Origin of the sequence: Streptomyces sp. NPDC012466 (assembly GCF_042955215.1) — a bacterium.
Lineage (GTDB): Bacteria > Actinomycetota > Actinomycetes > Streptomycetales > Streptomycetaceae > Streptomyces.
On sequence record NZ_JBIBEQ010000003.1, the window covers coordinates 112,707 to 135,861 of the forward strand.

Here is a 23,155-nt window from a genome sequence, read left to right on the forward strand (position 1 = left end):
CCCTCGCGTGACACGCCGCGGGACGGTTGGCAAGATGGCCCGAGCGGTCGGCAAGGTGCGGTAACAGGGAGGAAGCGTCTCGTGAGCAGCAGGCCATCCCGAGGCGCTGCTCGCCTCGCAGCCATACTGGACGCGCTTCCCGACGCGTTGGTGCTGGTCAACGCCAACGGCACGGTCGTCAACGCCAACACCATCGCCTTGGAGGCCTTCGAGACTCCGGGGACCGCTCTGGTGGGACGCGGGCTGCTGGATCTGCTGCCGCAGTTCGACTCCAAGCTCATCCCCGGCTCGATGCGGCGCCCTGAACACCTCGATCCGCAGGCCCGCACCAAGCCCACCCGGATGATCGCGCGCAGGACCGACGGAACAGAGTTCCCCGTCGAGGTCACCAGTGCGAATCTGGAGAACGGCCAGCAGGCCTACGACGGTTACGGCTACACCGGCGACGAGCTGCTCATGCTCGTCGTACGTGACCTCTCCGGGACCGTGGACACCGAGGCCGAGCTCGCCCGGTCCCAGCGGCAGACCGAGATGATCCTGCGGGCCGCTGCCGAGGGCGTCGTCGGCACCGACACCGACGGGCGGATCGTGCTCGTCAATCCGGCCGCCGCCCAGATACTGGGATTCCGGGCCAGCGACCTCGGCGGGCGCGAACTGCACAACCTCGTGCTGCACTCGCGCGCCGACGGCTCGCCCTTCCCCTACGAGGACTCGCCGCTCGCCGACACCCTGCGCTCCGGGCGCAAGCACCGGGTGCGCGGGCAGGTGCTGTACGCCAAGAACGGCGGCAAGGTCCCGGTCGACCTGACGACCGCGCCCGTACGCGACGGGGACCAGCTCGTCGGCGCCGTGATGACCTTCACCGACCGGCGGCCCTACGACGCCGTCGTCGAGGAGAAGGAGGCGGCGGAGAAGCGGCACGCCGAGGAACTGGAGCGGATCGCCGAGGAGCACGCCTCCGAGCTCACCGCGCTGCGCCAGCAGCACGTCACCGAGGTGGAGGAGCTGACCGAGCGCCACGCCGAGGAACTCGCCGCGAACGAGGAGCGGTACGCCGCGCTCGGGGAGCGGGAGAAGGACCGGTTCGAGGCGCTCGCCGCCCGGCACGAGCAGTTGCTGACCCTGCTCGGGCGGTCGCTGCGCGGCCCGCTGGAGGAGCTGCGCCGCGAGCTGGCCGCGCTGGCCGCCGACGACGCCGGGCAGCTGTGGCCCGAGGCCAACCAGGTGCTGCACCACCTGTCGGCCGGCTATGCGCGCATCACGACGCTGATCGACAACGTCCTCGGCTACCAGCGCCTCGACGCGGGCAGCGAGGACGTCTCCCGCACGAAGGTGATGCTGGACGCCGTCGTCGCGGCCGGGGTCGACGGGGCCGTCGAGCTCATCGGGCCCGGCCGGGTGCAGTTCGCCGTGCACGCGCCGCCCATCGAGGCCGAGGTCGACCCCCGGCTGCTCGCGACCGCCCTCGCGCATCTCGTCGCGGACGTGGCGGGCGTCGACGCGACCGGCAACACGCCCGTGTCGGCGGGCGGTTATCTCGACAACACCGTCGTGGTGGCGGCGGCCCAGCGCGGCGAGGTCGTACGCATCGAGGTACGCGGGCCGTACGCCGGTGGCGACACCGTGCACGAGCCCATCGTGCGCGGGATCGTCCGGGCCCACGGCGGGGTGCTGCAGACGCACGACGTGCCGGGCATGAGCGGGAGCGCGTACGTCCTCGAGGTGCCGATCGGGGGCGGGGCCGGGGCCGTCGCCGCCCAGCCGGTGGACGAGTCCGCCGCGCTCGCTCTCGTCGACCCCGCCGACCAGACCTCCGGCGGGGGGCGGCGCCGGGCACGGCGGGCCACCACGGACGCCTTCCTCGACGGAGACGTTCCGGGTGGAGAGGGCGACGGGGCCGGTGCTCCCGGAGCCGACGGGACCGCGCCCACCGGGCGGCGCAGGCGCCGGGCCGCCGGGGAACAGGCCGCCCTTCCGGCACTGGCGTCCGGTGAGGGCGCCGCGTCCGGCGGGACCGGGCGGCGGCGGCGCGCGGCCGAGGACGCCGGTGCGGATGCCGTCGGCAGTGCCGTCCAGGGTGTCGCCGAGGGGGCCGTGGTGACGGCCGCCGAGCATGCGGCGGGGGCCGCCGCCTCGAACACGGGCCTGGGCGGAACCGTACCGCCGCAGGGCGTGCCCACGCCGTCCGGACGGCGGGCCCGGCGGGAACCCGGTGAGCAGGCCGCGCTGCCGCCGGCGCTGCCCGCGGCGTCGTCCGGTGGTGAGTCCGCCGGTTCGGCCGAGGCGGCCCAGGAACAGGCGCAGCAGCCGACCGGACGCCGGCGGCGGGCGCTGGCCGCCGCCAACGAGCGGGCGGCTGCCGCTGCCGCCGCGCAGGAAGCGGCGGGGCCGCGCCCGGTGTTCGCGCTGCCGCCGGCCGAGGCCGATCAGACTCCGGCCCCGGCCCCGGCTCCCCAGGAGGCGCAGGCCGGCCAGGGGCAGCAGGTCGCTGACGTTCCCGTGGGTACGCCGGGTGCCGTGCCCGCTCAGGGGCAGGCGCCGGTCCAGGCGCCGGGCGCCGTGGCGGTCCCCGGTGCGGCCGCCGCCGGTGACAGGGTGGCCGAGGAGGGGCGGCACGACGCCGTTCCTCACGACCAGTCCGCCGATCACACTCCGCCCCAGCCGCATCCGACCAGCGCGCCGACCGGCCGCCGGCGGCGGGCCGTCGCGACACCGCAGCCGGCCGAGGGGGCCGGACCGCAGGTGCCGGGGCAGGCCGACCAGGCAGGTCCGGTGCCCGCCGCTTCCGTACCCGCCGCTTCCGTGCCCGCCGGGCCGGCGCAGGGTGTTCCCGTGCGGCAGGACGCCACCGGTCAGGCCCCGTTGGGGCAGGCCGGGCCGGGGCAGGGCGCACCCGTCCAGGCCGGCGTCGCCGCTTCCCCGGTCCCTCCGGGTGCGGCCGTGCCGCCGCAGGGCGCGCCGGTTCCCGCGCAGGGCAACGCCACTCACCCACAGGGTGACGCCGTCGCACCCCAGGGCGACCTCCCGCAGGGGAACGTCCCACAGGGCACCCAGCCGCAGGGCGCTGCCGTACCTCCGCAGGGCACCCTCCCGCACGGGAACGTCCCACAGGGCACCCAGCCGCAGGGCGCTGCCGTACCTCCGCAGGGCACGGCCGTACCTCCGCAAGGTGTCGCCGTACCTCCGCAAGGTGTCGCCGTACCCCCGCAGGGCGTGTCCGTTCCGGCTCAGGGCGGGCTCGGGCACAGCGTGCAGGCGGCTCTCCCGGGGCAGGCGTTGCAGCCCCCGGCCCCGGCCCCGGCCCAGCCTCTGCCGCAGCAGGGCGTCGCCGCACCGGGTCAGCAGTCCTCCGCCGGTCTGCCGCTCCCCGCTGAGGCCGCTCCCGGGCAGGTCGGACCGGCCCAGGGGGCGCCTCCCCTGAGCACGCCTTCCCAGGGCTCGCCCGCTCCGGGAACGCCTCCCCACGGCACGAACGCCCACGGAACGCCGCCGCAGGCCGGTGCCCCCGCCTCGCGGCCCTGGCCCGCCACCGACGACACGGGCGCGGGTGCCGCGCACCCCGCGCCCCCGAACGGCACGCCGCGGGCCCCGCAGCAGCACACCCCCGCCCCGGGCACCCCGCTGCCGCCGGAGGGCGTGCCGCGGGCGGCTCAGCCGCTGCCCGCCGAGGCCGCCGCGCCCGTCGACCCGAACTCCACGCAGGGGCGGGCGATCAGCGTGCGGACGCTGGGGCAGGGCGTGCCGTTCAACCGGCAGGCGGCCCACGTGCAGCAGCCGTCGGCCATGCCGGTCCCGCAGTCCGTGCCGCAGCAGTCGGCGACGCCTCCCCCGCACCAGCCGGGTGGCTCGGGCCGGCGCCGCAAGCTCGGGACGCCGCCCGACCCGGCGACGCGTACGGACCAGGCGGGCCGCCCGGAGCAGGGGCAGGCGCGTCCGGCGGCCCAGGCACCCCGCCCGGAACAGGCCGCCCGGCCGCATCCGACCGGCGAGCACACCCCGCCGCCGCTCTCCGCGCAGGTCCCCGCCCCGGCCACCGCCCCCGCGCAGCCGTCCCTCGCCGGTCAGTCGCGGCTCGCGCAGATGACCGAGGGCGGCGGACGGTCGTACGCCATAGGCGCACCCGACGTGAACGCCGCCGAGGGCCCCGAACCGCTGGACGGGCCCGGTGGGGCCGTCGAGGTGGCCGATCCTCCGCGGCCGCAGCCGATGGACGACGAGCTGCCGCCCGAGCCGCTGGACAACCCGCGGCGGCTGCTGGTGTGGCCGGCGCCGGACGTGAGCACGCAGCAGGCGCTGAGCGACCGCGGCTACCGGCCGGTGATCGTGCACTCGCGCGAGGAGGTCGACGCGCAGATCGCGGCCTTCCCCGCCGCGCTGTTCGTGGACCCGCTGACCGGACCGATCACGCGTACGGCGCTGCAGTCGCTGCGGCAGGCGGCCGTCGCCGCCGAGGTGCCCGTCCTGGTCACGGCCGGGCTCGGCCAGGCCTCACGGGACGCGGCGTACGGCGCCGATCCGGCCGTGCTGCTGAAGGCGCTGGCGCCGCGCGACAGTGAGCAGCATCCGCCGCGGGTGCTGCTGATCGAGGAGCACGCCGAGATCGCGCTGGCACTGACGGCGACGCTGGAGCGGCGCGGGATGCAGGTCGCGCGGGCCGCGAGCGACGCGGACGCGGTGACGCTGGCGGGGCAGTTCCGGCCGAACCTGGTCGTGATGGACCTGCTGCAGGTGCAGCGGCAGGAGGGCTTCGCCGGGATCATCGACTGGCTGCGGGCGAACGGGCAGCTCAACCGCACCCCGCTGGTCGTCTACACCGCCGCCGTCGATCAGGCCGACCTGCCGCGACTGGCCTCCGGGGAAACGGTGCTGTTCCTCGCGGAGCGGTCCACCAGCTCCGAGGTGCAGTCCAGGATCGTCGAGCTGCTCAGCCGGATCGGCACGAACTAGCCGGTACCGGCGTGCCGGCGGGTCCTAGCGTGCCGTCAGCCGGCGCGCGGCCTCCTTCACCGATGCCCGCAGGCGGTCCCGGTCCGGATCCCCCTCGCCGACCAGGATGCGCCGCATCTGGGGGACGACGGCGGCCCAGTTGGCCAGGGCGGTCAGCAGGAAGAGCAGGTCGGCCGCCGGGATGGCGTCGGTGACGGCTCCCCGGGCCTGGCCGTCCCGCAGGGCGGCGACCTTGCGGGCGTAGTGCTCCTGGCGGTCGGACTCGTGGGGCAGTTCGGTGCTGCCGTACTCCAGGCCCTCCCAGAAGAGCAGGCGCAGCAGCTCCGGGTGGGCGGCGTGGTAGTCCATCAGGCGGTCGACCCAGCCCTCGATGTCGTCCGGGTCGACGGGGACGGCCTCGGCGAGGTGGAGCATCTTCTTCTCCAGGACGATGGCGAACAGCTCCGCCTTGTTGCCGAAGTAGGCGTAGATGAGCTGCTTGTTGGCCTTCGCCTCGGCGGCGATGCGGTCGATGCGGGCGCCGGCGATGCCGTGCCGGGCGAACTCGGCGACCGCCGCTTCGAAGATCCGGGCCTTGGTGGCCTCGGGGTCCCTTGCTGCCATGGGGAGAGGGTAGCGCGCCGGGTAACCAACTGTTTGGTTGACAGGGAATGGCGGGGCGGCACAGACTGTTCACCCATCAGCCAACCAACCAGTTAGTTGCTAGAGTCGACTCCAAGGACTCCCTTCCATGCCGTCAGCGACCACGACCACAGTCCAGGCCGGCGCCCCCGTGCGGCAGGCCCGTACCCCCGCCCCCGGCCTCTTCCTCACCCTGCTCGCCGTGTGCAGCGCGGTCACCGCCGCCAACATCTACCTCGCCGCACCGCTGCTCCCGCTCATGGCCCGCGACTTCGGCTCGGCACCCTCGGCCATCGCCTGGATCGCCTCGGTCGCCCAGCTCGGCTACGCGGTCGGCCTGCTGTTCTTCGCCCCGCTCGGCGACAGCGCGAACCGGCGCCGGCTGGTCGCGGGGCTCACGCTCGTCACCGCTCTCGCGCTGGGTGCCAGTGCGGTCGCCCCGGGCACCGCCGCCCTCGCGGCCGCGATGTTCGTCGCCTCGGCCGCGACCGTCATCCCTCAGCTGCTCGTCCCGCTGGTCGCCGAGCGCGCCCCCGCCGAGCGGCGCGCCCGGCATGTCGCGGCCGTCATCGCGGGCCTGTTCACCGGCATCGTCGCGGCCCGGGTCCTGGGCGGACTGGCCGGGCAGGCCTTCGGCTGGCGGTGGGTGTTCGCGGGCGCGGCCGTGCTCACCCTCGTCCTGGGGCTCGCGACCGCGGTGGTCCTGCCGTCGCGGCGGCGCCGGGAGGGCCCGCTGTTCGCGGGGCTGGTCGCGCTGCCGTCCGTGCTGCGGAGCTCGCCGGACCTGTGGCGGGCGTGTGTGCGGCAGGCCGGGATGTTCGGTGCGTGGAGCGCCCTGTGGACCTCGCTGGCCCTGCTGCTGACCGGGCCGGAGTACGGGCTGTCCACCGCCACCGCCGGGCTGTTCGGGCTGTTCGGGCTGACCGCTAGCGCGGTGGCGCCGCTGGCGGGCGGGCTGGTGGACCGGTTCGGCGCCGGCAAGGTCGTGCGGTCGGCGTATCTGATCGCCGCCGTGTCCGTGCCCCTGTTCTGGCTGGGCGGGCAGGTGCTGTGGGCGCTGTTCGCCGCCGCGATCGCCGTGCACGCGGCGCTGGTCGCCTCCCATGTCGCCAACCAGACCCTCGCCCTGACCGCCACCTCCACCCCGGCCACCGCCAACACCGCCTATGTGGTCGCCGGTTTCGCGGGCGGCGCCGCCGCCTCCGCTCTCGCCGGGGCCGCCTTCAGCCACGTCGGCTGGGGCGGGGTGTGCGGGGTGGCGGGTCTGTGGCTGGTGCTGGGGTGGGGGCTGACCTCCGTGCGGCGGTGATGAGGGGGACCGGCCGCCGTACGCCGGTGACGTGCCGGCGTACGGCGGACCCGCCCGGCGGGCGGGTCAGAGCCGGGTGATGTCCAGCTCCCCCTGCGCGTACTGCCTGCGCAGCACCTTCTTGTCGAACTTGCCGACGCTCGTCTTCGGGACCGACTCGATGATCGTCCAGCGTTCCGGGAGCTGCCACTTGGCGATGTGGCCCTCGTCGGCGAGGAAGGCGCGCAGGGTCTCGAAGGTGGCGGTGGAGCCCTCCTTGAGGACGACCGTGGCCAGGGGGCGCTCGCCCCACTTGTCGTCGGGGACGGCGACGACGGCCGCCTCGGTGACGTCCGGGTGGGACATCAGCGCGTTCTCCAGCTCCACCGACGAGATCCACTCGCCGCCGGACTTGATGACGTCCTTGGCCCGGTCGGTGAGGGTGAGGTAGCCGTCGGCGGAGATGGTGCCGACGTCGCCCGTCTTGAGCCAGCCGTCCTCGCTGAACTTGTCGGCGGGGCGGAGGAGCTCGGCGTCGGGGCCGTTGTAGTAGGCGCCCGCGATCCAGGGGCCGCGCACCTCCAGCTCACCGGCGGACTCGCCGTCCCAGGGAAGGCGTTCGCCGCCGGGGCCGGTCAGGCGGGCCTCGACGCCGGCCGGGAAGCGGCCCTGGGTGAGGCGGTAGGCGAACTCCTCCTCCGTGCCGGCCACGCCGGCCGGCGGACGGGCGACCGTGCCCAGCGGGGACGTCTCCGTCATGCCCCAGGCGTGACAGACCCGCATGCCCAGCTTGTCGAAGGCCTCCATCAGCGACGGCGGGCAGGCCGAGCCGCCGATGGTGACCTGGCCGAGGGAGGAGACGTCGCGAGGGTTCGCGGTCAGCTCGGCGAGCAGGCCCTGCCAGATGGTGGGGACGGCGGCGGCGTGGGTCGGCTTCTCGCTCTCGATCATCGCGGCGAGCGGGGCCGGCTGGAGGAAGCGGTCCGGCATCAGCATGTTCACGCCGGTCATGAACGTGGCGTGCGGCAGGCCCCAGGCGTTCACATGGAACTGGGGCACCACGACCAGTGAGGTGTCCTGGTCGGTCAGCCCCATCGACTGGGCCATGTTGACCTGCATGGAGTGCAGGTAGATGGAGCGGTGGCTGTAGATGACGCCCTTGGGGTCGCCGGTGGTGCCGGAGGTGTAGCACATGGCGGCGGCCTGGCGTTCGTCCAGTTCGGGCCAGTCGTACGACGTCGGCTTCCCGGCGATCAGGTCCTCGTACTCGTGAACGCGGACGGCCGCGTCGGCGAGGAGCGAGCGGTCTCCGGGGCCCGTGACGACCACGTGCTCGACCGGCTTCAGGTGCGGCAGCAGCGGGGCGAGCAGGGGGAGCAGCGAACCGTTGGCGATGATCACGCGGTCGGCGGCGTGGTGGACGATCCAGGCCAGCTGCTCGGGCGGGAGGCGGAGGTTCAGGGTGTGCAGGACCGCGCCCATGGACGGGATCGCGAAGTACGCCTCGACGTGTTCCGCGTTGTTCCAGGCCAGGGTCGCCACGCGCTCGTCGCCGGTGACACCGAGGTCGTCCCTCAGCGCGTGGGCCAGCTGGGCCGCGCGGGCGCCGATCTCCGCGTAGGAGCGGCGGTGCGGCTCGTCCTCACCGGTCCAGGTGGTCACCTGCGATGTCCCGTGGACCGTCGACCCGTGGGTCAGGATCCTCGAGATCAGCAGCGGTACGTCCTGCATCGTGCTCAGCACGGCGTCCTCCCGGGGGCGACATTGCCTACGCGGTGGTAAGGGTTGCGCTGATTCTGCGCACATACCGCGCGGTATGTCACTAGGCCCGGGTGATCGATCAGATCACGCCATGCCGGAGGGGCAGCTCACAAGCGGGCGGGACACCCTCTCACCGGCGGACAAGTCCCAGCTCAGCGTCCTCGCGGAGCTTGCCGAGCGCCCGGGAGACGGCCGACTTCACCGTGCCCACCGAGACGCCGAGCACCTCGGCCGTCTGGACCTCGCTGAGGTCCTCGTAGTACCTGAGGACCACCATCGCCCGCTGCCGGGCGGGCAGCCGCATGATCGCCCGCCACATCGCGTCGCGCAGCGCCTGCTGCTCGGCCGGGTCGTCACCGGCGGCCACCGGGTCGGGCTCGGGCAGCTCGTCGCAGGCGAACTCGTCGACCTTGCGCTTGCGCCACTGCGAGGTCCGGGTGTTCAGCAGCGCCCGTCGCACATAGCCGTCGAGGGCGCGGTGGTCCTCGATGCGCTCCCAGGCGACGTACGTCTTGGTGAGGGCGGTCTGCAGCAGGTCCTCCGCGTCGCTCGGGTTGCCGGTGAGCGAGCGGGCGGTACGCAGCAGCACCGGCTGGCGGGCCCTGACGTACGACGAGAACGACGGGTACGGAAGGGTCTGCGCCGCTGGTCCGGCCGCCTTCGAAGCGCTCGTGCAGACGAGTGTGGTCATGGCTCAACGCTATGAGCGAGCGCATGGTGAGCGGATCGGCCGCAGGTCCCGAAGCGGGGTCCCTCTCAGGTTGTAGGGGTGGGGCCGGCTGCACCTCCTGTAGGTGGAGCGCGGGTCCCGGAGTACTGCGGGTTCACCCCTGGGGGTCGGCGGTCAGGACGAGCCCGGACGTGGGCACGCCCGTCCCCGCCGTCACCAGGACCCGTTCCGCTCCCGGCACCTGGTTCGCCGCCGTGCCCCGGATCTGCCGGACGGCCTCCGCGATGCCGTTCATGCCGTGCAGGTACGCCTCTCCGAGCTGCCCGCCGTGCGTGTTGAGGGGCAGGCGTTCCTCGGCCACGAAGTCCGCCGCCTCGCCCCGCCCGCAGAAGCCGAACTCCTCCAGCTGCGTCAGCACGAACGGCGTGAAGTGGTCGTAGAGGATGCCCACGTCGATGTCGGCGGGCGCGAGCCCCGAGGTCCGCCACAGCTGCCGGGCCACGACCGCGCTCTCGGGCAGGCCGGTCAGGTCGTCGCGGTAGAAGCCGGTCATCTGCTCCTGGGCGCGTCCGGCGCCCTGGGCGGCGGCGGCGATCACGGCGGGCGGGCGGGGCAGGTCGCGGGCCCGTTCGACGGAGGTGACGACGAGGGCCTGGCCGCCGTCGGTCTCCTGGCAGCAGTCCAGCAGCCGCAGCGGTTCGACGATCCAACGCGAGGCGGCGTGGTCGGCGAGGGTGATGGGCCGGCCGTGGAACCAGGCCGCCGGGTTGGTCGCCGCGTGCTTGCGGGCGACGACCGCCACATGCCCGAACGCCTCCGGGGTCAGCCCGTGGGTGTGGAGGTAGCGCCGGGCCGCCATCGCCACCCAGGAGGCCGGGGTGAGCAGGCCGAACGGCAGCGACCAGCCGAGCGCCGCGCCCTCCGCCGACGGCTCCCGGTGCCGCACCCCGGAGCCGAAGCGGCGGCCCGAGCGCTCGTTGAAGGCCCGGTAGCAGACGACCACGTCCGCCACGCCCGCGGTGATCGCCAGGGCGGCCTGCTGGACGGTGGCGCAGGCCGCGCCGCCGCCGTAGTGGATCCGGGAGAAGAAGGAGAGTTCCCCCATGCCCGCGGCCTGGGCGACGGTGATCTCGGGGCTGGTGTCCATGGTGAAGGTGACCATTCCGTCGACGTCGGCGGGGGTCAGCCCCGCGTCCGCGAGGGCGGCGTGCACCGCCTCCACCGCCAGGCGCAGTTCGCTGCGGCCCGAGTCCTTGGTGAACGCGGTGGCCCCCACACCGACGACGGCCGCGCGCCCTCCGAGACCGTCCCGCCCTGTCGGGCTCATGCCGGGACCCGCACCGTCACCGTGCCCGTGACATGCGTGCCGAGGCCGTTCGCGCCGACGACCCGGACCGTCGCGGTGTCGCCGTCGACCTCCTCGACCGTGCCGGTCAGCACCATCGTGTCGCCGGGGTGATTGGGGGCGCCGAGCCGTATGGCCACCCTGCGCAGCACGGCCCGGGGGCCGAAGTGGTCGGTGATGTAGCGGCCGACCAGGCCGTTGGTCGTCAGGATGTTCATGAAGATGTCGGGGGAGCCCTTCTGCCGGGCGAGGTCCGGATCGTGGTGGACGTCCTGGTAGTCGCGGGAGGCGATCGCCCCGGCGACGATCAGGGTCCGGGTGACGGGGATCTCCAGGGGCGGGAGGCGGTCACCGGCCTTCACGGCGCCACCCCCTGGAAGACGGGCAGTACCAGTTCGTCGTCGTAGCGCCGGAACTCCAGCCGCACCGGCATGCCGATCCGCACCTCGTCGTACGGCACCCCGACGACGTTGCTGACGATCCGCACGCCCTCCGCGAGCTCGATCAGGCCGACCGCGTAAGGGGGCTCGAAGGCCGGGAAGGGCGGGTGGTGCAGGACGACATAGGAATAGACCGTGCCCTCGCCGCTCGCCTCGACGGTGTCCCAGTCCGGGGAGCCGCAGCCGTTGCAGCCCGGCAGCCAGGGGAAACGCAGGGTGGCGCAGGCGGTGCAGCGCTGGATGAGGAGCTCGTGGCGGGCCACGCCCTCCCAGAAGCCGGCGTTGTCGCGGTTGACGACGGGGCGGGGGCGGCGTTCCGCCGGCTTCGAAGGCCGGTGTGCGGGTGCGTACTTGAGGATGCGGAAGCGGTGGGTGCCGGCGAGTTCGCCGCCCGCGCGGACGTCGGTGCGGGTCGTGACGAAGTAACCCGCCCCGAGCTTCGTGGTCTTGCGGCCGGACACCGACTCGATCACCGAGTCGAAGGTGATCCGGTCGCCCGGGCGCAGGGGGCACAGGTACTCCTGTTCGCAGTCGGTGGCGACGACCGCGTCATGACCCGACTCATCGAGCAGAGTGAGGAGTTCGTTGTACGCGGCCGTGCGTTCCGGGCGGCGGTGGAGACCGGCCATGGTCCAGGCCTGGAGCATGGTGGGGGGAGCGATGGCGTCCGGTCCCGTGTACGCGGGACTGGTGTCGCCCATGGCCTCGCACCAGTGCCTGATCATCGGCTCGTTGACGGGGTCGCGGCCGATGCCGGTGGCGGCGGCCGGGAGGCCCTCGTAGGCCTTCAGGCGCGCCTCGAACTTCTCGTGGTCCTCCGGCTCACCTCTCACGCTTTCTGACTGTCCGTCAGATCCACTGCCCCGTCAAGACCTCGCAGACGCGGAAAACGCCTGCGCGGCGGTACCGGAGTACCGCCGCTCAGACGCTTGTCCCCCACGAAGCACACCCCCACGGCACCCGGGCCGGCGCCGCCGCACCGGCCCGCTCAGCTCACCACCACAGCGGGGCGAAGCTGATGGCGGTGTTGGCATTGCCCTGGTTGACGGCCGTGAACTCCGAGCCGTTGACCTGGGCGGTGTTGCTCTGGTTCGAGGCGCCGTCACCGACGGCCTGCTGCTGGCTGGTGGCCGCGGTGCCGAAGTTGTCGCCGCCGACGCCGCTGCCGAGGATGCCCTGCTCGGCCTCCGTGACGGACGCGATGGATCCGTTGTCCGCGAAGGCGCCGTTGTCCGCCGTCGCGACACCGGCGAAGAGGGCGGCTGCGAGCGGAAGGGCGGAGACGGCTGCGATGACGCGGGCGGTACGGATGCTTGCCATGTTTCTTGTCCCTTCAGGACTTATCGAACCGAGGACGCACCGGCTCATGGCCGATTCGTGCGTGAACCACTGCTGTCACCAGGGAGGTTGGCCGACCGCCCCGGTGCGGTGCTCGACGTCGCGAATCCAGAATTGCCCACCGAATTCCCGGCGAACCACACCGGAAGCCGCTATTCGCACGCAAGCGTGAGAACGAGTCGATAAACCCCTCTGTGTCACTTCCGTCCCGGACGGTGGCGAAAGGGGGCGTTCGAACCCGGGTACCGCAAGGGACGGAGCGTTCCAGCATTTTTTGGCCGACCCCGGGCCACCCGGCGCGTCGCACCCGCTCCCCCTTTCCTTTTTCGAACATACGTACGAAACTAGAGTCATGGCCACCACCGACCGGCAGGCCACGACGCTGGCCCTCGCACACGCCCTGTCAGCCGCCGAACGCGGACTGGCCGTCCTCCCCCTGTCCCGGACCAAGCTCCCCGCGCTGCGCTCCCCCCACCGCGACGACCCCGCCTCCTCCCCCTGCCACGGCCAGTGCGGCCGCCTCGGGCACGGGGTGTACGACGCCTCCAGCGACCCGGACCGCATCCGCGAGCTGTTCGCCGCCGCGCCCTGGGCGACCGGCTACGGCATCGCCTGCGGACTGCCCCCGCATCACCTCATCGGCCTCGACCTGGACGTGAAGACCGGCACGGACTCCTCCGCCGCCCTGCGTGAGCTGGCCCTGCGGCACCTGTTCACCATCCCGCCGACCGTGGTCGTCGTGACCCCGTCCGGCGGCCGTCATCTGTGGCTGAGCGGGCCGCCCGAGGTGGTCGTCCCGAACTCGGCCGGCCGGCTCGCCCCCGGCATCGACATCCGGGGCGCCGGCGGCTACCTGGTCGGCCCCGGCTCCCGGACGGCCCAGGGTGTCTACGCCGCCGCCCCGGGCACCGCGCACCTGCCCCCCGCCCCCTGCCCGCGCTCCCTCCTGCGGCTGCTGCTCCCACCGCCCCGCGCCCACCACCCGGCGCCGCCGACGGCCGACGGACACGGCCAGGGTCTGGTGCAGTTCGTCCTGGCCGCGCACGAGGGCCAGCGCAACACCCGCCTGTTCTGGGCGGCCTGCCGGGTCTACGAGGACGGCATCGGCCCGGCGCTCGTGACTCCCCTGGTCGACGCGGCTGTCCACACCGGCCTGTCCGAGCGGGAGGCCCGCACGACCATCGCGTCGGCGGCACGGATGACCGGGCACCGGCCGTGAGCACCACCCGCACGGCCCCGTCCATGAACACCGAAAGACCTCCATGCAACAGCACGCCACATCACCGGCCCTGGCGCTCGCCCGCCTCGTCCTGGCCTCCGGCCGCTCGGTGGACCTCGCCGACCTGCGGTTCTCGTCGACGTACGGCGACATGCTGGAGGGCTATCCCTGCAAGCCGCTGAACGATCTGCGGGTCCGGGGCCTCCTGCACGCCGCCGAGCGGTTCCGCCCGGGCACGCCGGTGCACCTCGTCCCGCCGCGGCGCGAGTACCCCGACCAGTACGCGGGCGGCCTCGGGCCGGTCGAGGTGCTGCCCGCCGTGGCCTGCCTCGGCACGTTCCACTCCGCGGCCCTGGACCCGGCCCGCGATCCGGTCGCCTACCGCTCGCGCCTGACCGTCGTCTGGTTCCAGTCCACGCCCCGCCTGCCGTCGGGCTGCGACGCGGAGCCCGCGCTGCGCGACCTCGACTGGGCGGGACTGGCCCGGGACGCCCCGGCGCCCCCGTAGGGTCGACCCGGACCCGGACGCCACGGCCCCGTTCCCCTGGCCGAACGACCCCCGGCACACCGTCGCCCACATGGTGGCCTGGGTGAACGCGGAACTGATGAAGAACGCGACCGAGATCGGCCAACTCCGCCTGCTCCGGGCGGCGTCCGTGCAGGGGGAGGCCGCAGCGTCCCTCCTGCCCCACGACGCGGGCGGGTCCCTGCCGGCGAGCGTACCGGTACGTCTACATCACTAACGGCAGTGCTGTGACCTGCGACGGAGCGGTTCCTTGGAGGGGGCATGCGATCTGGTCTGCTGTCCCGTGCCGCCGCTCTGCTCGTCGCGCTCGTCGTCCTTCAGGGCGGTTCGTCCGCCCTGGCCGCCGAGGGCGGCGGTGGCGGTGGCGGTGGCGGTCGGTCCGGGGCGATCGATCCGATCACCCCGTTCGCGCAGGGCGCCTCGATGCTCGCCGGGATGGCGCAGCCGTTCTACGACGCGTTCAGCCAGGCCGTGTCCCCGGCTTCCGGGGCGGGGCCGTCCGGTGCGTGACATCGTGGGGGCATGAGCATCGACGTTCGCCCGGCCACGGACTTCGAGGACGTCCGTGCCGTGCTCGGGCCCAAGTCGCCCCAGTCGAATGTCTGCTGGTGCCTGAGCTACCGGATCCCCTCCCGGCTCAACAACGAACTGCGCGGCCCGGCACGCGGCGAGTACGTCGCGGAGCTGTGCCGCGCGGACCCTCCCCCGGGCGTGCTCGCCTACGACGGTGACGAACCGGTCGGCTGGGCCGCCGTCGCCCCGCGCGCGGACACTTCCTTCGCCCGCAACCGCAAGATCCCGCACATCGACGACCTGCCCGTCTGGTCGCTGTGGTGCGTCCGGGTCCGCCCCGGCCACCGCAGGCAGGGCATCTCGCACGCCCTCATCGCCGGCGCGGTCGGGTTCGCCCGGGACCGGGGCGCACCGGCGATCGAGGCGTACCCCCTGGACAACGGTGACGCCAAGGTCGATCCGACGATGGCGTACGCGGGTCTGCGGAAGAACTTCGAACGCGCCGGCTTCACCCACGCGGCGGACACGACCTCGGTCCTGGCCGGTCATCCCCGGATTCTGATGCGCCTCGGCCTGCGCTGAAAAAAGACCCGACCGCTGGCGACGGGGGATGCACCAGCGGTCGAGCCATGGCCAAGGGTAACAAGCGCTTGCCCACCACGAGCCGACTGACCGTCAGGAAAGCGCGGTTGTGACTCGTCTCACTCAACTGCCGTGGTGGCCGGGCCTGTTGTGCGAGAGGGCCGGGTCAGCCGTCGCACGGCGGATCGTAGGAGAGCCGGGGCAGGTACTCCCGCCAGGTGTCCGGCGTCAGCACCCCCCGGGTCATCGAGCAGACGCGGCGGGCGGCCGCGTCGACGTCGAGGTTCCACAGCCGGATGGTGTCCGCGCCGCTCGACACCCCGAGCATGGCACTGTTCGGGCTGAACGCCAGGAAGGTGCCGCTCTTGGCGTTGGGGCTCATCGACTGGCCGATCGCGGTGGCGTGCGAGGGGTCGGAGACGTTCCACAGCCGGACCGTGCTGTCGTTGCCGCCACTGGCCAGAGTGCGTCCGTCCCGGCTGAACGTCAGCGACACGACCGCCTCCGTGTGCCCGGTGAGCCGCGCCTCCTCGGAGACCTCGGCGGGGTCCGTGATGTCCCACAGCCGGACCGAGTTGTCGTCGCCCGCGCTGGCCAGCGTGCGGCCGTCGCGGCTGTAGGCGAGGGCGTTGACCGCTCCGAGGTGGCCCCGCAGAGGCGCCCCGACGAGGGTCACCCGGCCGGGGTCGGCCGCGTTCCACAGCCGGATGGTGCCGTCCGCGCTGCCGCTGGCGAGCGTCCGGCCGTCCGGGCTGAACACGAGGTGGTTGACGTAGCCCTTGTGCCCGGTGAGGGGCGTGCCGAGCGGGCGCGGCCGGGACGGGTCGCGGATGTCCCACAGCTGGATGGTGCGGTCGTCGTAGGCCGTGGCCAGGACCCGCCCGTCGGGACTGAACGCCAGCGGGTCCGCGTACCGGATGCGCAGCGGGGCGGGAGAGCCGTACGGGACGGGGTGTTCCGGGTCGGCCAGGTTCCACAGCTCCACGGCCCGGTTGCCGGTCACGACCGCGAGGGTGCGGCCGTCGGGGGAGAACTCCAGGGAGCGCACGTCGCCCTTCCGCGGGCGAAACGGTTCTCCTATCCGCACGGGCCTGCCGGGCTTCCGCACGTCCCACAGCCGGATCCGGCCGTCCCGCGCCGCCGTCGCGAGCACCGGCCCGTCCGGCCGGAATGCTCCGGTCCGGCCGGCCATGTCCGACGTCGGCACCGACCACAGACGGACCTTGTTGTCACCCGCCCCGGTGGCGAGGGTGCGCCCGTCGGGGCTGAAGCCGAGCGCGTACATCTCGCCGCTGCTGCCCGCGAGCGGCCCGCCGACCTGCGAGGGATACCTCGGATCGCCGACGTTCCACAGGCTGGCGGTGCTGTCCGCGCTGGCCGCGGCGAGCATGTTCCCGTCGGGGCTGAAGGCCACGGACCAGACCGGCCCGGTGTGGCCGGCGAGCGGCGCGCCGATCGCGGCCGGGCGGCCCCCGCCTGCCATGTTCCACAACCGCACGGTGCCGTCCGCGCCGCCGCTGGCGAGCGTGCGGCCGTCGGGGCTGAAGGCCACGGAGTGCACCGTGGTGGAGTGGCCGGTCAGCGGGCTTCCGGCCGGCTCCGGGCGGCCGGGCTCGGACACGTCCCAGAGCCGGATCGTGCCGTCGTCACCGCCCGCGGCCAGCGTCCGGCCGTCCGGACTGAACGCCACCGAGCGCACCGCGGCCCTGTGCCCGGTCAGGGGGGCGCCCAGCACCCGCGGCCGCCGCCGGTCGGCGAGGTCCCACAGCCGGACCGCGTGATCGTCGCTCGCGGAGGCCAGCGTGCGTCCGTCCGGGCTGAAGGCGATCAGGTAGATGGTGCCGTCGTGGCCGGTCAGGGGCGCGCCGAGCGACTTCGGGTGCTCGGGGTCGGTCACGTCCCACAGCCGTACGGTGCCGTCGTCGGAAGCGCTGGCGAGCGTCCGGCCGTCCGGGCTGAAGACCGCGCTGCTCACCCAGCTCGTGTGACCGGTGAGGGGCTTGCCCAGGGGTTTCGGGCGCTTGGGGTCGGCGACATTCCACAGCCGTACGGTCCGGTCGTAGCTGGCGGTGGCCAGGACCCGTCCGTTCGGGCTGAACGTCGTGAGGTAGACGGCGCCGGTGTGGCCGGTGAGGGGCGTGGCGAGGGGGGCGTTCACGATGGAGATCAGGCGGCTGTTCGCGCCCTTGTCGTCCGGCCGCAGCCGGTGCGCCACCAGGTCGAGCTGTGCGGACAGCGATGGGTCCGTGTCCTGCACGCGATCGGACTGGGCGAGCACCTGCTCGAAGACGGCCTCGTCCCGCTGCTTCCAGGCGATCACGGCCGATCCGACGGCCAGCACCGCCAGCACGACCAGAGTCGCCACCGCGCCCCGGCTGATCCAGAGGTTCCGCCGGCGCAATCGGACCGAGGCGGCCAGGAACTCCACCGCGCTGCGGGTCAGGAACCTGTCCCCGGCGGACCTCGCCCAGCCGTGGGCCTGTTCCAGCCGGGAGCCCCGGTAGAGCAGCGAGGTGTCGCGGTGCGACTCCTCCCAGGCCCGGCCGTCCTCCTCCAGGCGCTGGCGCAGCAGATTGCCCTGCCGGTCCTCGTCGATCCAGTCGCGCAGCCGCGGCCAGGCGTGCAGCAGCGCCTCGTGGGTGATCTCCACGGTCTCCGCGTCGAGCGTCACCAGCCGGGCGCGGACCAGCGCCTCCAGCGACTCCTCTGTCTTGCAGGGGTCGGTCGATTCCTGTGCCAGCTGCCGCCGGGTCCCGCGCCGGCGGGTGGCCTGGGTGTCCTCGCCCAGCCGGACCAGGCGCAGCAGGAGCAGCCGGGCCGCCGTGCGCGCGGCCGGGTCGAGGCCGGTCCAGGCCCGCTCGGCGGTCGCCGCGACCGCGCCCTGGATGCCACCGGCCGCGCGGTAGCCGGCGAGCGTGAGCCGGCCGGCCTTCCTGCGCTGCCAGGTGGCGAGCAGGGCGTGCGAGAGGAGCGGCAGCACGCCGGCGTCGTGTGCCCCGCGCGGGCCGTCGGCACTGACCTCCCGGACGATCAGCTCCGCCAGCCCCGGCTCCAGCTCCAGGCCGACGGCCTTGGCCGGGCCGGTCACCGCCTCGCGCAGTTCCGCGGTGGTCAGCGGCCCGAGCACCATGTGCCGGTGCTGGAGCGCGTCGGCCAGTTCGGGGTACCGCAGGCACCGGTCGTAGAAGTCGGCGCGGATGCCCAGCACCACGATCGCCGGGGCCGGTTCGCCGGGCCGCGCGGGCGAGCAGGCGGCGTGCAGGGCCTCGATGAAGGTGCGCCGGTCCGCCTCGTCGGGGCAGAGGGTGAACGTCTCCTCGAACTGGTCCACGATGACGACCGGGCGGGCCCCGGAGGGCGCCTCGCGCCGGGCCCAGGCGGCGACGGCGGCGCGGACGGCGCCGGTGAAGGGCGGCGTGCCGGGATCGGGTGCCGGTGGACCGCCGGTCTCCCGAGCCGCGGGCTCCCTGCCGGGGGAGGGACCGGGCTCTTGTCCGGAGGAGGGGCCGGGCTCTTGTGCGGAGGAGGGGCCGGGCTCTTGTCCGGAGGAGGGGCCGGGCTCTTGTCCGGAGGAGGCGCCGGACCGCCCTGCCCCCGGCCGGGACGCGGCTTTCCCGGGCGCGGCGCGAGCCGGGACGACGGCGGCCAGCTCGGGAATGCACCGGCCCAGCTCCGCCAGCGGATCACCGCCCGGCACGAGCTGCACGACCTTCCGCGCCCGGCCGCTGTCGTCGCCGTCGTCACCGTCGTCACCGCCCAGCGCGCCGTCGCGCAGGGCGGGCACCAGACCGGCGTTCAGCAGTGAGGACTTCCCCGCCCCCGACGCGCCCACGAGCATGACCAGGCCGCCCGTCCCCGCGACGGCCCCGAGCTGGGTGACGAGCGCGTCCGTGCTCCGCTCCCGGCCGAAGAACCACCGGGCGTCCTCCCGGCGGTAGGAGGCGAGACCCCGGTACGGGCAGACCCCTCCGGGGGCGGACGCGGTCTCCTCCGCCGGCCGTTCCTCGGCGGCGGACGCCGCGGGGCGCTCGCCGACCGGGTCGGCCACCGCGCGTTCCCACAGCCGCTGCCACTGTCCGAGGTCGTACAGCCCCGGGGAGACAGGCGTGGGCCGCTCGCGCCGCGCCTCGGGGATCAGCACGTGCAGCACCGCCGCGAGCGCGGGGAACTGGGCGGGTACGTTCCGGGCCCGCCGCCAGTCGCTGATGCGCTGGGCGGACACCCGCACGGGCCGCCCGCGTTCGTCGACCCGCTGGAGCCGGACGACCGCTTCGGACACCCGTTTGAGAGGAGGGTTGCCGGCTTCCTTGTACAGCAGTGCGAGGCGTTCGGCGAAGGCGGTGCGTGCCCCCGAGTCGGAACTCAAGGTCTCAGCTCCTTACTTCCGCGCCTGGACGTCCGGACCGGAAAACTCACTCTATATGGCTGACCTGCGGTAATACCGTCCGCCGAACCCCGGAATCTCGTCGTCCGCGGCCGGAAATGGCAGGATCCGGACGCAGCAGCGCACCCATCCGGTCAGCTTCCGTCCGAGCCGGACGACGAGGCTCCACCGTTCGGTACCGGTCCCCACGAGGGGAGGGACCGGTGCCGGACGACGTGGTGATCCTCCCCGGCGGACCACGCCCCACAACCCCCGCGGACCGTCTGTCCCGATCCCGGCGGACCGTGCCGCGCGTCTCCTTCGGACCGTGCCGTGCATCCTCTTCGGACCGTGCCCTCCGACCCTGGATAACTGACGACCCGTCAGCTATGGTCGGCCTGCCGTACCGCTTCCGCAGCGATGTGCAGGGGTGAGCGCAGTGGAGTCACGTCCCGAGAGCCCACGACCGCAGGGTGTCCCGCGCTGGGTCGCGATGTTCTACCGCCCGGACGCCGGCTCCTGGAAGACGGCCGCCGAGTCGCCCCACCGCTCACCGGTGCTGTACGCCCTCGGCGAGATGACCCAGACCCTGCGCGCACGGGGCGATGAGGTGGCCGTCGCCCTGTGGGGGCCGAGGGACGGCGGGTGGCACCGGTTCGACGCCCCGCTGAAACAGACCGTCGCATCTCAGCCGAATCCGGAGCCCTCCCCCGGCGCACCGGCCACACTGGCGGAACGGATGACCGGCCGCCGCCACCAGGTCCTCATCGCCGGGCTGACCAAGGCGGGCCTCTACGACCTCTCCCCCGAGGACGACACAACCGTCCAGGCGCTGGTCGAACGGCTCGACGAGGCCGCCGTACGCCGGGTCGCCCACTGGCTGGCGACCGCCGGGGGCGCGCGGTAACCGGGCCGGTTCGGCCGGGGCCGCGCTGGGCAGTCAACTCCTCGACGGCCACGCCGGCCGATGCCGTCAGGAGGGGGACACGAGGGAATGAAGGTCTCCGTAGACCGCGAACTCTGCTATGGCTCCGCCGAGTGCGTCCACCGGGCCCCGGCGGTCTTCGAGTTCGTCGACGGCTTCGGCGCCGTCCGCCCGGGACGCGAACGGACGGACGGCGGCCCGGAGATCCTGGAGGCGGTCGAGAAGTGCCCGAGCCAGGCGATCAGCATCACCGGGGCGCCACCGTCACCGGACCGGCCGTAGCGAGGGCGGATGCCGCTGCCGAGCCTGCTCGCGGTCTTCGCCCACCCCGATGACGAGTCCCTGTCGGCGGGTGGTGTCCTCGCCCGCCACGCGTCCACGGGGGCGCGCACGGCGGTCGTCACGGCGACCTGGTCGGCGGACACCCCGCGCGCCGCGGAACTGGCCGAGGCGCTCCGCATCCTGGGCGCCGGCAGGCCACGCATGCTGGGCCACGCCGACTCCCGCGTCCCGCACTCGGCCCCGGGCAGACCGCGCTTCTGCGACGTCCCGCTGGACGAGGCGGTCGGGGAACTGGTCGCGCATCTGCGGGACTTCCGCCCGGCGATCGTCCTCACCCACGACGCCTACGGCGGCCTGACCGGCCACGAGGACCATGTGCACACCCACCGCGTGACCACCCTCGCGGTCCACGCCGCCGGATTGGAACGCCTCTACCCGGACGCCGGGGAGCCCTGGCAGCCGAGCGCCCTGTACCTGGCCACCCACCCGCACACGGCGGTCCGGGCCTGGGGTGGGCACCTGGCCCCCGTGGGCAAGGCGCTGCGCACGGTCCCGGACGAACGCGTCAGCGCCGCCGTCGACGTCACCCCCTGGCTGGACCGGAAGGTCGCGGCGGTCCTTGCACACCGTACGGAGGTGGCACGGGGAGCCGCGCCGGGCCTGATCGCGGCGCTGTCCGGGCCCGAGCGGGAACGGCTGCTCGGCACGGAGTGGTACACCCGCCACGACCTGGCGCCGACGGCCCCCGCGCAGACCGGGCTGCTCTCATAGCGCGGCCGGGGCACCCCACCGGAGCCCCGGGCTGCTCTCATGGCGAGGCCGGGGCACCCCACCGGAGCCGGGACAACGCCCTGGCCCTGGCCTCCACGACGGCCATCCGCACTTCCCGCTCGGCCTGGTCCGTATGGGCCGCCTGCCCGGTCACCTGCCCGTCCCACTTCCGGTACAGCAGCCCCACCTCCCCCGAGAACCAGCCCCGGCTCACCGCGTTCAACGCCAGCAGCAGGCCGGTGTCCTCCGAGGCGGGCAGCGCCATCCAGCCGCCCAGGGCGAGCAGCAACTCCCGCCGCACGCACAGCGAGGCGGGATGCACCTGTGCGAGAAAGCCGTTCGCCTTCCAGTGCGCGAGCACGGCCCCGCGCTCTATCGGCCCCTGCTCCGGATCGCCCGGGAACCCGACGGTCGTCCCGTCGGGCAGGAGGTCGAGCACCCGCGACGTGGCCCACCCGAGGCCCGGGTCCCCTTCCAGCGCGGCCAGATCCCGCGCGAGCGCGCCCGGCGTCAACCGGTCGTCGGCGTCCAGGACCTTCACGTACGCCCCGTCGCCGTGCGCCAGCGCCATGGTCCGCGCGACACCGGGCCCCCCGGCCCGCCCCTGCCGGAACGTCACCCGGGCGTCGCTCGGCACATACGGCCGGACGCCCTCGCTCTCCCCGTCCTCCTGCACGACCCAGTGCCACTCCCAGCCGGCGGGAAGCCGCTGCGCGCACAACGACGCGTAAGCCTCCGGCAGGAAGCGGGCGTGGGGCCCGTGCACAGCGGTGACGACGACGATGCGCCGACTCACGGCGGCGTTCACCCACCCTTCTCCGACCAGCACGCCTCGGTGATCGTAGTGCTCACTGCGTTTCCGGCTCGCTGCCCAGCTCCAGGACGAGGTGATAGCCACCGGCCAGATCGACACCGGTCCGCTCGCGGAGCAGCTTGACCGCGGCGATCTGCTGACCGTCGTCGAGCAGAGCGGTCAGTTCCGCGACCAGCGGGGCGTCGATGTGGCGCAGGGCGGCCAGCGCCTGGGCGCTGCTCGTGGGCAGCGTGTGCCCGTCGGCCAGCATCCCCACAGCCTCCCGGGCCGGGCCCCGCTTGAGCCAGGAGCCCTTGCGCACCCGCCGGACGGCCTTGCCCGTACGGCCGTCCCGGGCCAGCGCCCTCGCCTCGTCCTGGGCTTCCTGCGCGACGGGGCTGATCATCGCGGCCGTTCGCGCCTTGGTGTTCGTCATGCCACTCCTGCGTCGTGGGTGTCTCATGGCTGAGGACGGTGGACAGCCGGTGCGCGTCGCCCTGCGCGAAAGGGGCGCCCGATACGACGGGAGACCACGGGGAAGACGGGGCGGCCACCTGTCCGGTGTGACGGCTTCCATGAGGCTTCGTGCGTTGGCGGGGGAGCGCAGCAGGTAGACGATCTCCTGCCAGGAGTCGTAGCGTCGGCGGACATCAGTACCGCTTCGCCGCTCGTGGCACCTCTCTCTCGGCCGTACGGGAAAGCGGTACCGCAGATGGTATGAGTTCTCGTACAGGTCGCGGAGTGAGATGCCTTTGACGGCCCTGACTGGTT

The 23,155-nt window shown here is 73.8% G+C and carries 19 protein-coding genes and 2 pseudogenes; 10 read left to right on the forward strand and 11 right to left on the reverse strand.

Going from position 1 to position 23,155, the window contains the following annotated elements; all coding sequences use genetic code 11:
* The first annotated feature begins 81 nt into the window (after positions 1–81).
* Positions 82–4,947 carry a PAS domain-containing protein gene (locus ACFY9E_RS12895; RefSeq protein ID WP_390982320.1) on the forward strand — a complete coding sequence of 1,622 codons (4,866 nt, stop codon included), beginning with the start codon at positions 82–84 and terminating at the stop codon, positions 4,945–4,947.
* Positions 4,948–4,971: 24 nt separating this feature from the next.
* Here the strand turns inward: ACFY9E_RS12895 and ACFY9E_RS12900 are convergent, their stop codons facing one another.
* Positions 4,972–5,550 carry a TetR family transcriptional regulator gene (locus ACFY9E_RS12900; RefSeq protein ID WP_390982323.1) on the reverse strand — a complete coding sequence of 193 codons (579 nt, stop codon included), beginning with the start codon at positions 5,548–5,550 and terminating at the stop codon, positions 4,972–4,974.
* A gap of 127 nt (positions 5,551–5,677) precedes the next feature.
* Here ACFY9E_RS12900 and ACFY9E_RS12905 point away from each other — a divergent pair, with 127 nt between their 5' ends.
* Positions 5,678–6,877, forward strand: a complete 1,200-nt coding sequence (locus ACFY9E_RS12905; RefSeq protein ID WP_390982325.1) for an MFS transporter — start codon at positions 5,678–5,680, stop codon at positions 6,875–6,877.
* Between the two features lie 66 nt (positions 6,878–6,943).
* On the opposite strand, the gene ACFY9E_RS12910 is transcribed toward ACFY9E_RS12905, so the two are convergent.
* The 6 genes from ACFY9E_RS12910 to ACFY9E_RS12935 all read right to left on the reverse strand — a co-directional run bounded on the left by ACFY9E_RS12910 (position 6,944) and on the right by ACFY9E_RS12935 (position 12,392).
* Positions 6,944–8,587, reverse strand: coding sequence for a long-chain-fatty-acid--CoA ligase (locus ACFY9E_RS12910; RefSeq protein ID WP_390983667.1), 1,644 nt, complete (start codon positions 8,585–8,587; stop codon positions 6,944–6,946).
* Positions 8,588–8,747: 160 nt separating this feature from the next.
* The gene (locus ACFY9E_RS12915; RefSeq protein WP_390982328.1) at positions 8,748–9,308 is read right to left on the reverse strand and encodes a SigE family RNA polymerase sigma factor; all 561 of its coding nucleotides are present in this window, start codon (positions 9,306–9,308) and stop codon (positions 8,748–8,750) included.
* A gap of 133 nt (positions 9,309–9,441) precedes the next feature.
* Complete coding sequence (locus ACFY9E_RS12920) at positions 9,442–10,614, reverse strand: lipid-transfer protein (RefSeq protein WP_390982330.1); 1,173 nt, start codon at positions 10,612–10,614, stop codon at positions 9,442–9,444.
* Positions 10,611–10,994, reverse strand: a complete 384-nt coding sequence (locus ACFY9E_RS12925; protein WP_390982333.1) for a MaoC/PaaZ C-terminal domain-containing protein — start codon at positions 10,992–10,994, stop codon at positions 10,611–10,613. The genes ACFY9E_RS12920 and ACFY9E_RS12925 overlap by 4 nt, the downstream gene beginning before the upstream one ends.
* Positions 10,991–11,905 carry an OB-fold domain-containing protein gene (locus ACFY9E_RS12930; RefSeq protein ID WP_390982335.1) on the reverse strand — a complete coding sequence of 305 codons (915 nt, stop codon included), beginning with the start codon at positions 11,903–11,905 and terminating at the stop codon, positions 10,991–10,993. The genes ACFY9E_RS12925 and ACFY9E_RS12930 overlap by 4 nt, the downstream gene beginning before the upstream one ends.
* 160 nt (positions 11,906–12,065) lie before the next feature.
* A complete protein-coding gene (locus tag ACFY9E_RS12935; RefSeq protein WP_390982338.1) occupies positions 12,066–12,392 on the reverse strand; it encodes a hypothetical protein in 327 nt (108 codons plus the stop codon).
* 370 nt (positions 12,393–12,762) lie between these two features.
* Here ACFY9E_RS12935 and ACFY9E_RS12940 point away from each other — a divergent pair, with 370 nt between their 5' ends.
* The 5 genes and pseudogenes from ACFY9E_RS12940 (at position 12,763) to ACFY9E_RS12960 (ending at position 15,250) form a co-directional block, all read left to right on the forward strand.
* On the forward strand, positions 12,763–13,629 hold the full coding sequence (locus ACFY9E_RS12940; protein ID WP_390982341.1) for a bifunctional DNA primase/polymerase: 867 nt from the start codon (positions 12,763–12,765) through the stop codon (positions 13,627–13,629).
* 43 nt (positions 13,630–13,672) lie between these two features.
* A complete protein-coding gene (locus ACFY9E_RS12945; protein WP_390982344.1) occupies positions 13,673–14,137 on the forward strand; it encodes a hypothetical protein in 465 nt (154 codons plus the stop codon).
* 4 nt (positions 14,138–14,141) lie between these two features.
* Positions 14,142–14,285, forward strand: a pseudogene (locus tag ACFY9E_RS12950) (DinB family protein); the annotation flags it as partial.
* 131 nt (positions 14,286–14,416) lie between these two features.
* Positions 14,417–14,665, forward strand: a complete 249-nt coding sequence (locus ACFY9E_RS12955; protein ID WP_390982347.1) for a hypothetical protein — start codon at positions 14,417–14,419, stop codon at positions 14,663–14,665.
* Between the two features lie 12 nt (positions 14,666–14,677).
* Positions 14,678–15,250 carry a GNAT family N-acetyltransferase gene (locus tag ACFY9E_RS12960; RefSeq protein WP_390982350.1) on the forward strand — a complete coding sequence of 191 codons (573 nt, stop codon included), beginning with the start codon at positions 14,678–14,680 and terminating at the stop codon, positions 15,248–15,250.
* Between the two features lie 166 nt (positions 15,251–15,416).
* Here ACFY9E_RS12960 and ACFY9E_RS12965 read toward each other — a convergent pair whose 3' ends face one another.
* Complete coding sequence (locus ACFY9E_RS12965) at positions 15,417–19,616, reverse strand: hypothetical protein (RefSeq protein ID WP_390982353.1); 4,200 nt, start codon at positions 19,614–19,616, stop codon at positions 15,417–15,419.
* A gap of 436 nt (positions 19,617–20,052) precedes the next feature.
* Here ACFY9E_RS12965 and ACFY9E_RS12970 point away from each other — a divergent pair, with 436 nt between their 5' ends.
* The 3 genes from ACFY9E_RS12970 to ACFY9E_RS12980 all read left to right on the forward strand — a co-directional run bounded on the left by ACFY9E_RS12970 (position 20,053) and on the right by ACFY9E_RS12980 (position 21,591).
* On the forward strand, positions 20,053–20,520 hold the full coding sequence (locus ACFY9E_RS12970; RefSeq protein WP_390982356.1) for a hypothetical protein: 468 nt from the start codon (positions 20,053–20,055) through the stop codon (positions 20,518–20,520).
* 87 nt (positions 20,521–20,607) lie between these two features.
* A complete protein-coding gene (locus ACFY9E_RS12975; RefSeq protein ID WP_390982359.1) occupies positions 20,608–20,820 on the forward strand; it encodes a 4Fe-4S domain-containing protein in 213 nt (70 codons plus the stop codon).
* Positions 20,821–20,829: 9 nt separating this feature from the next.
* A complete protein-coding gene (locus ACFY9E_RS12980) occupies positions 20,830–21,591 on the forward strand; it encodes a PIG-L family deacetylase (protein WP_390982362.1) in 762 nt (253 codons plus the stop codon).
* Between the two features lie 37 nt (positions 21,592–21,628).
* On the opposite strand, the gene ACFY9E_RS12985 is transcribed toward ACFY9E_RS12980, so the two are convergent.
* From ACFY9E_RS12985 to ACFY9E_RS12995, 3 genes and pseudogenes are all read right to left on the reverse strand, one after another.
* Positions 21,629–22,399: a glycosyltransferase gene (locus tag ACFY9E_RS12985; protein ID WP_390982365.1), complete on the reverse strand. Its 771-nt coding sequence runs from the start codon at positions 22,397–22,399 to the stop codon at positions 21,629–21,631.
* A gap of 40 nt (positions 22,400–22,439) precedes the next feature.
* Positions 22,440–22,820 (reverse strand): hypothetical protein, encoded by a 381-nt coding sequence (locus ACFY9E_RS12990; protein ID WP_390983725.1) that lies wholly within the window; start codon positions 22,818–22,820, stop codon positions 22,440–22,442.
* A gap of 117 nt (positions 22,821–22,937) precedes the next feature.
* Positions 22,938–23,053, reverse strand: a pseudogene (locus ACFY9E_RS12995) (type II toxin-antitoxin system Phd/YefM family antitoxin); the annotation flags it as partial.
* Positions 23,054–23,155: the final 102 nt, after the last annotated feature.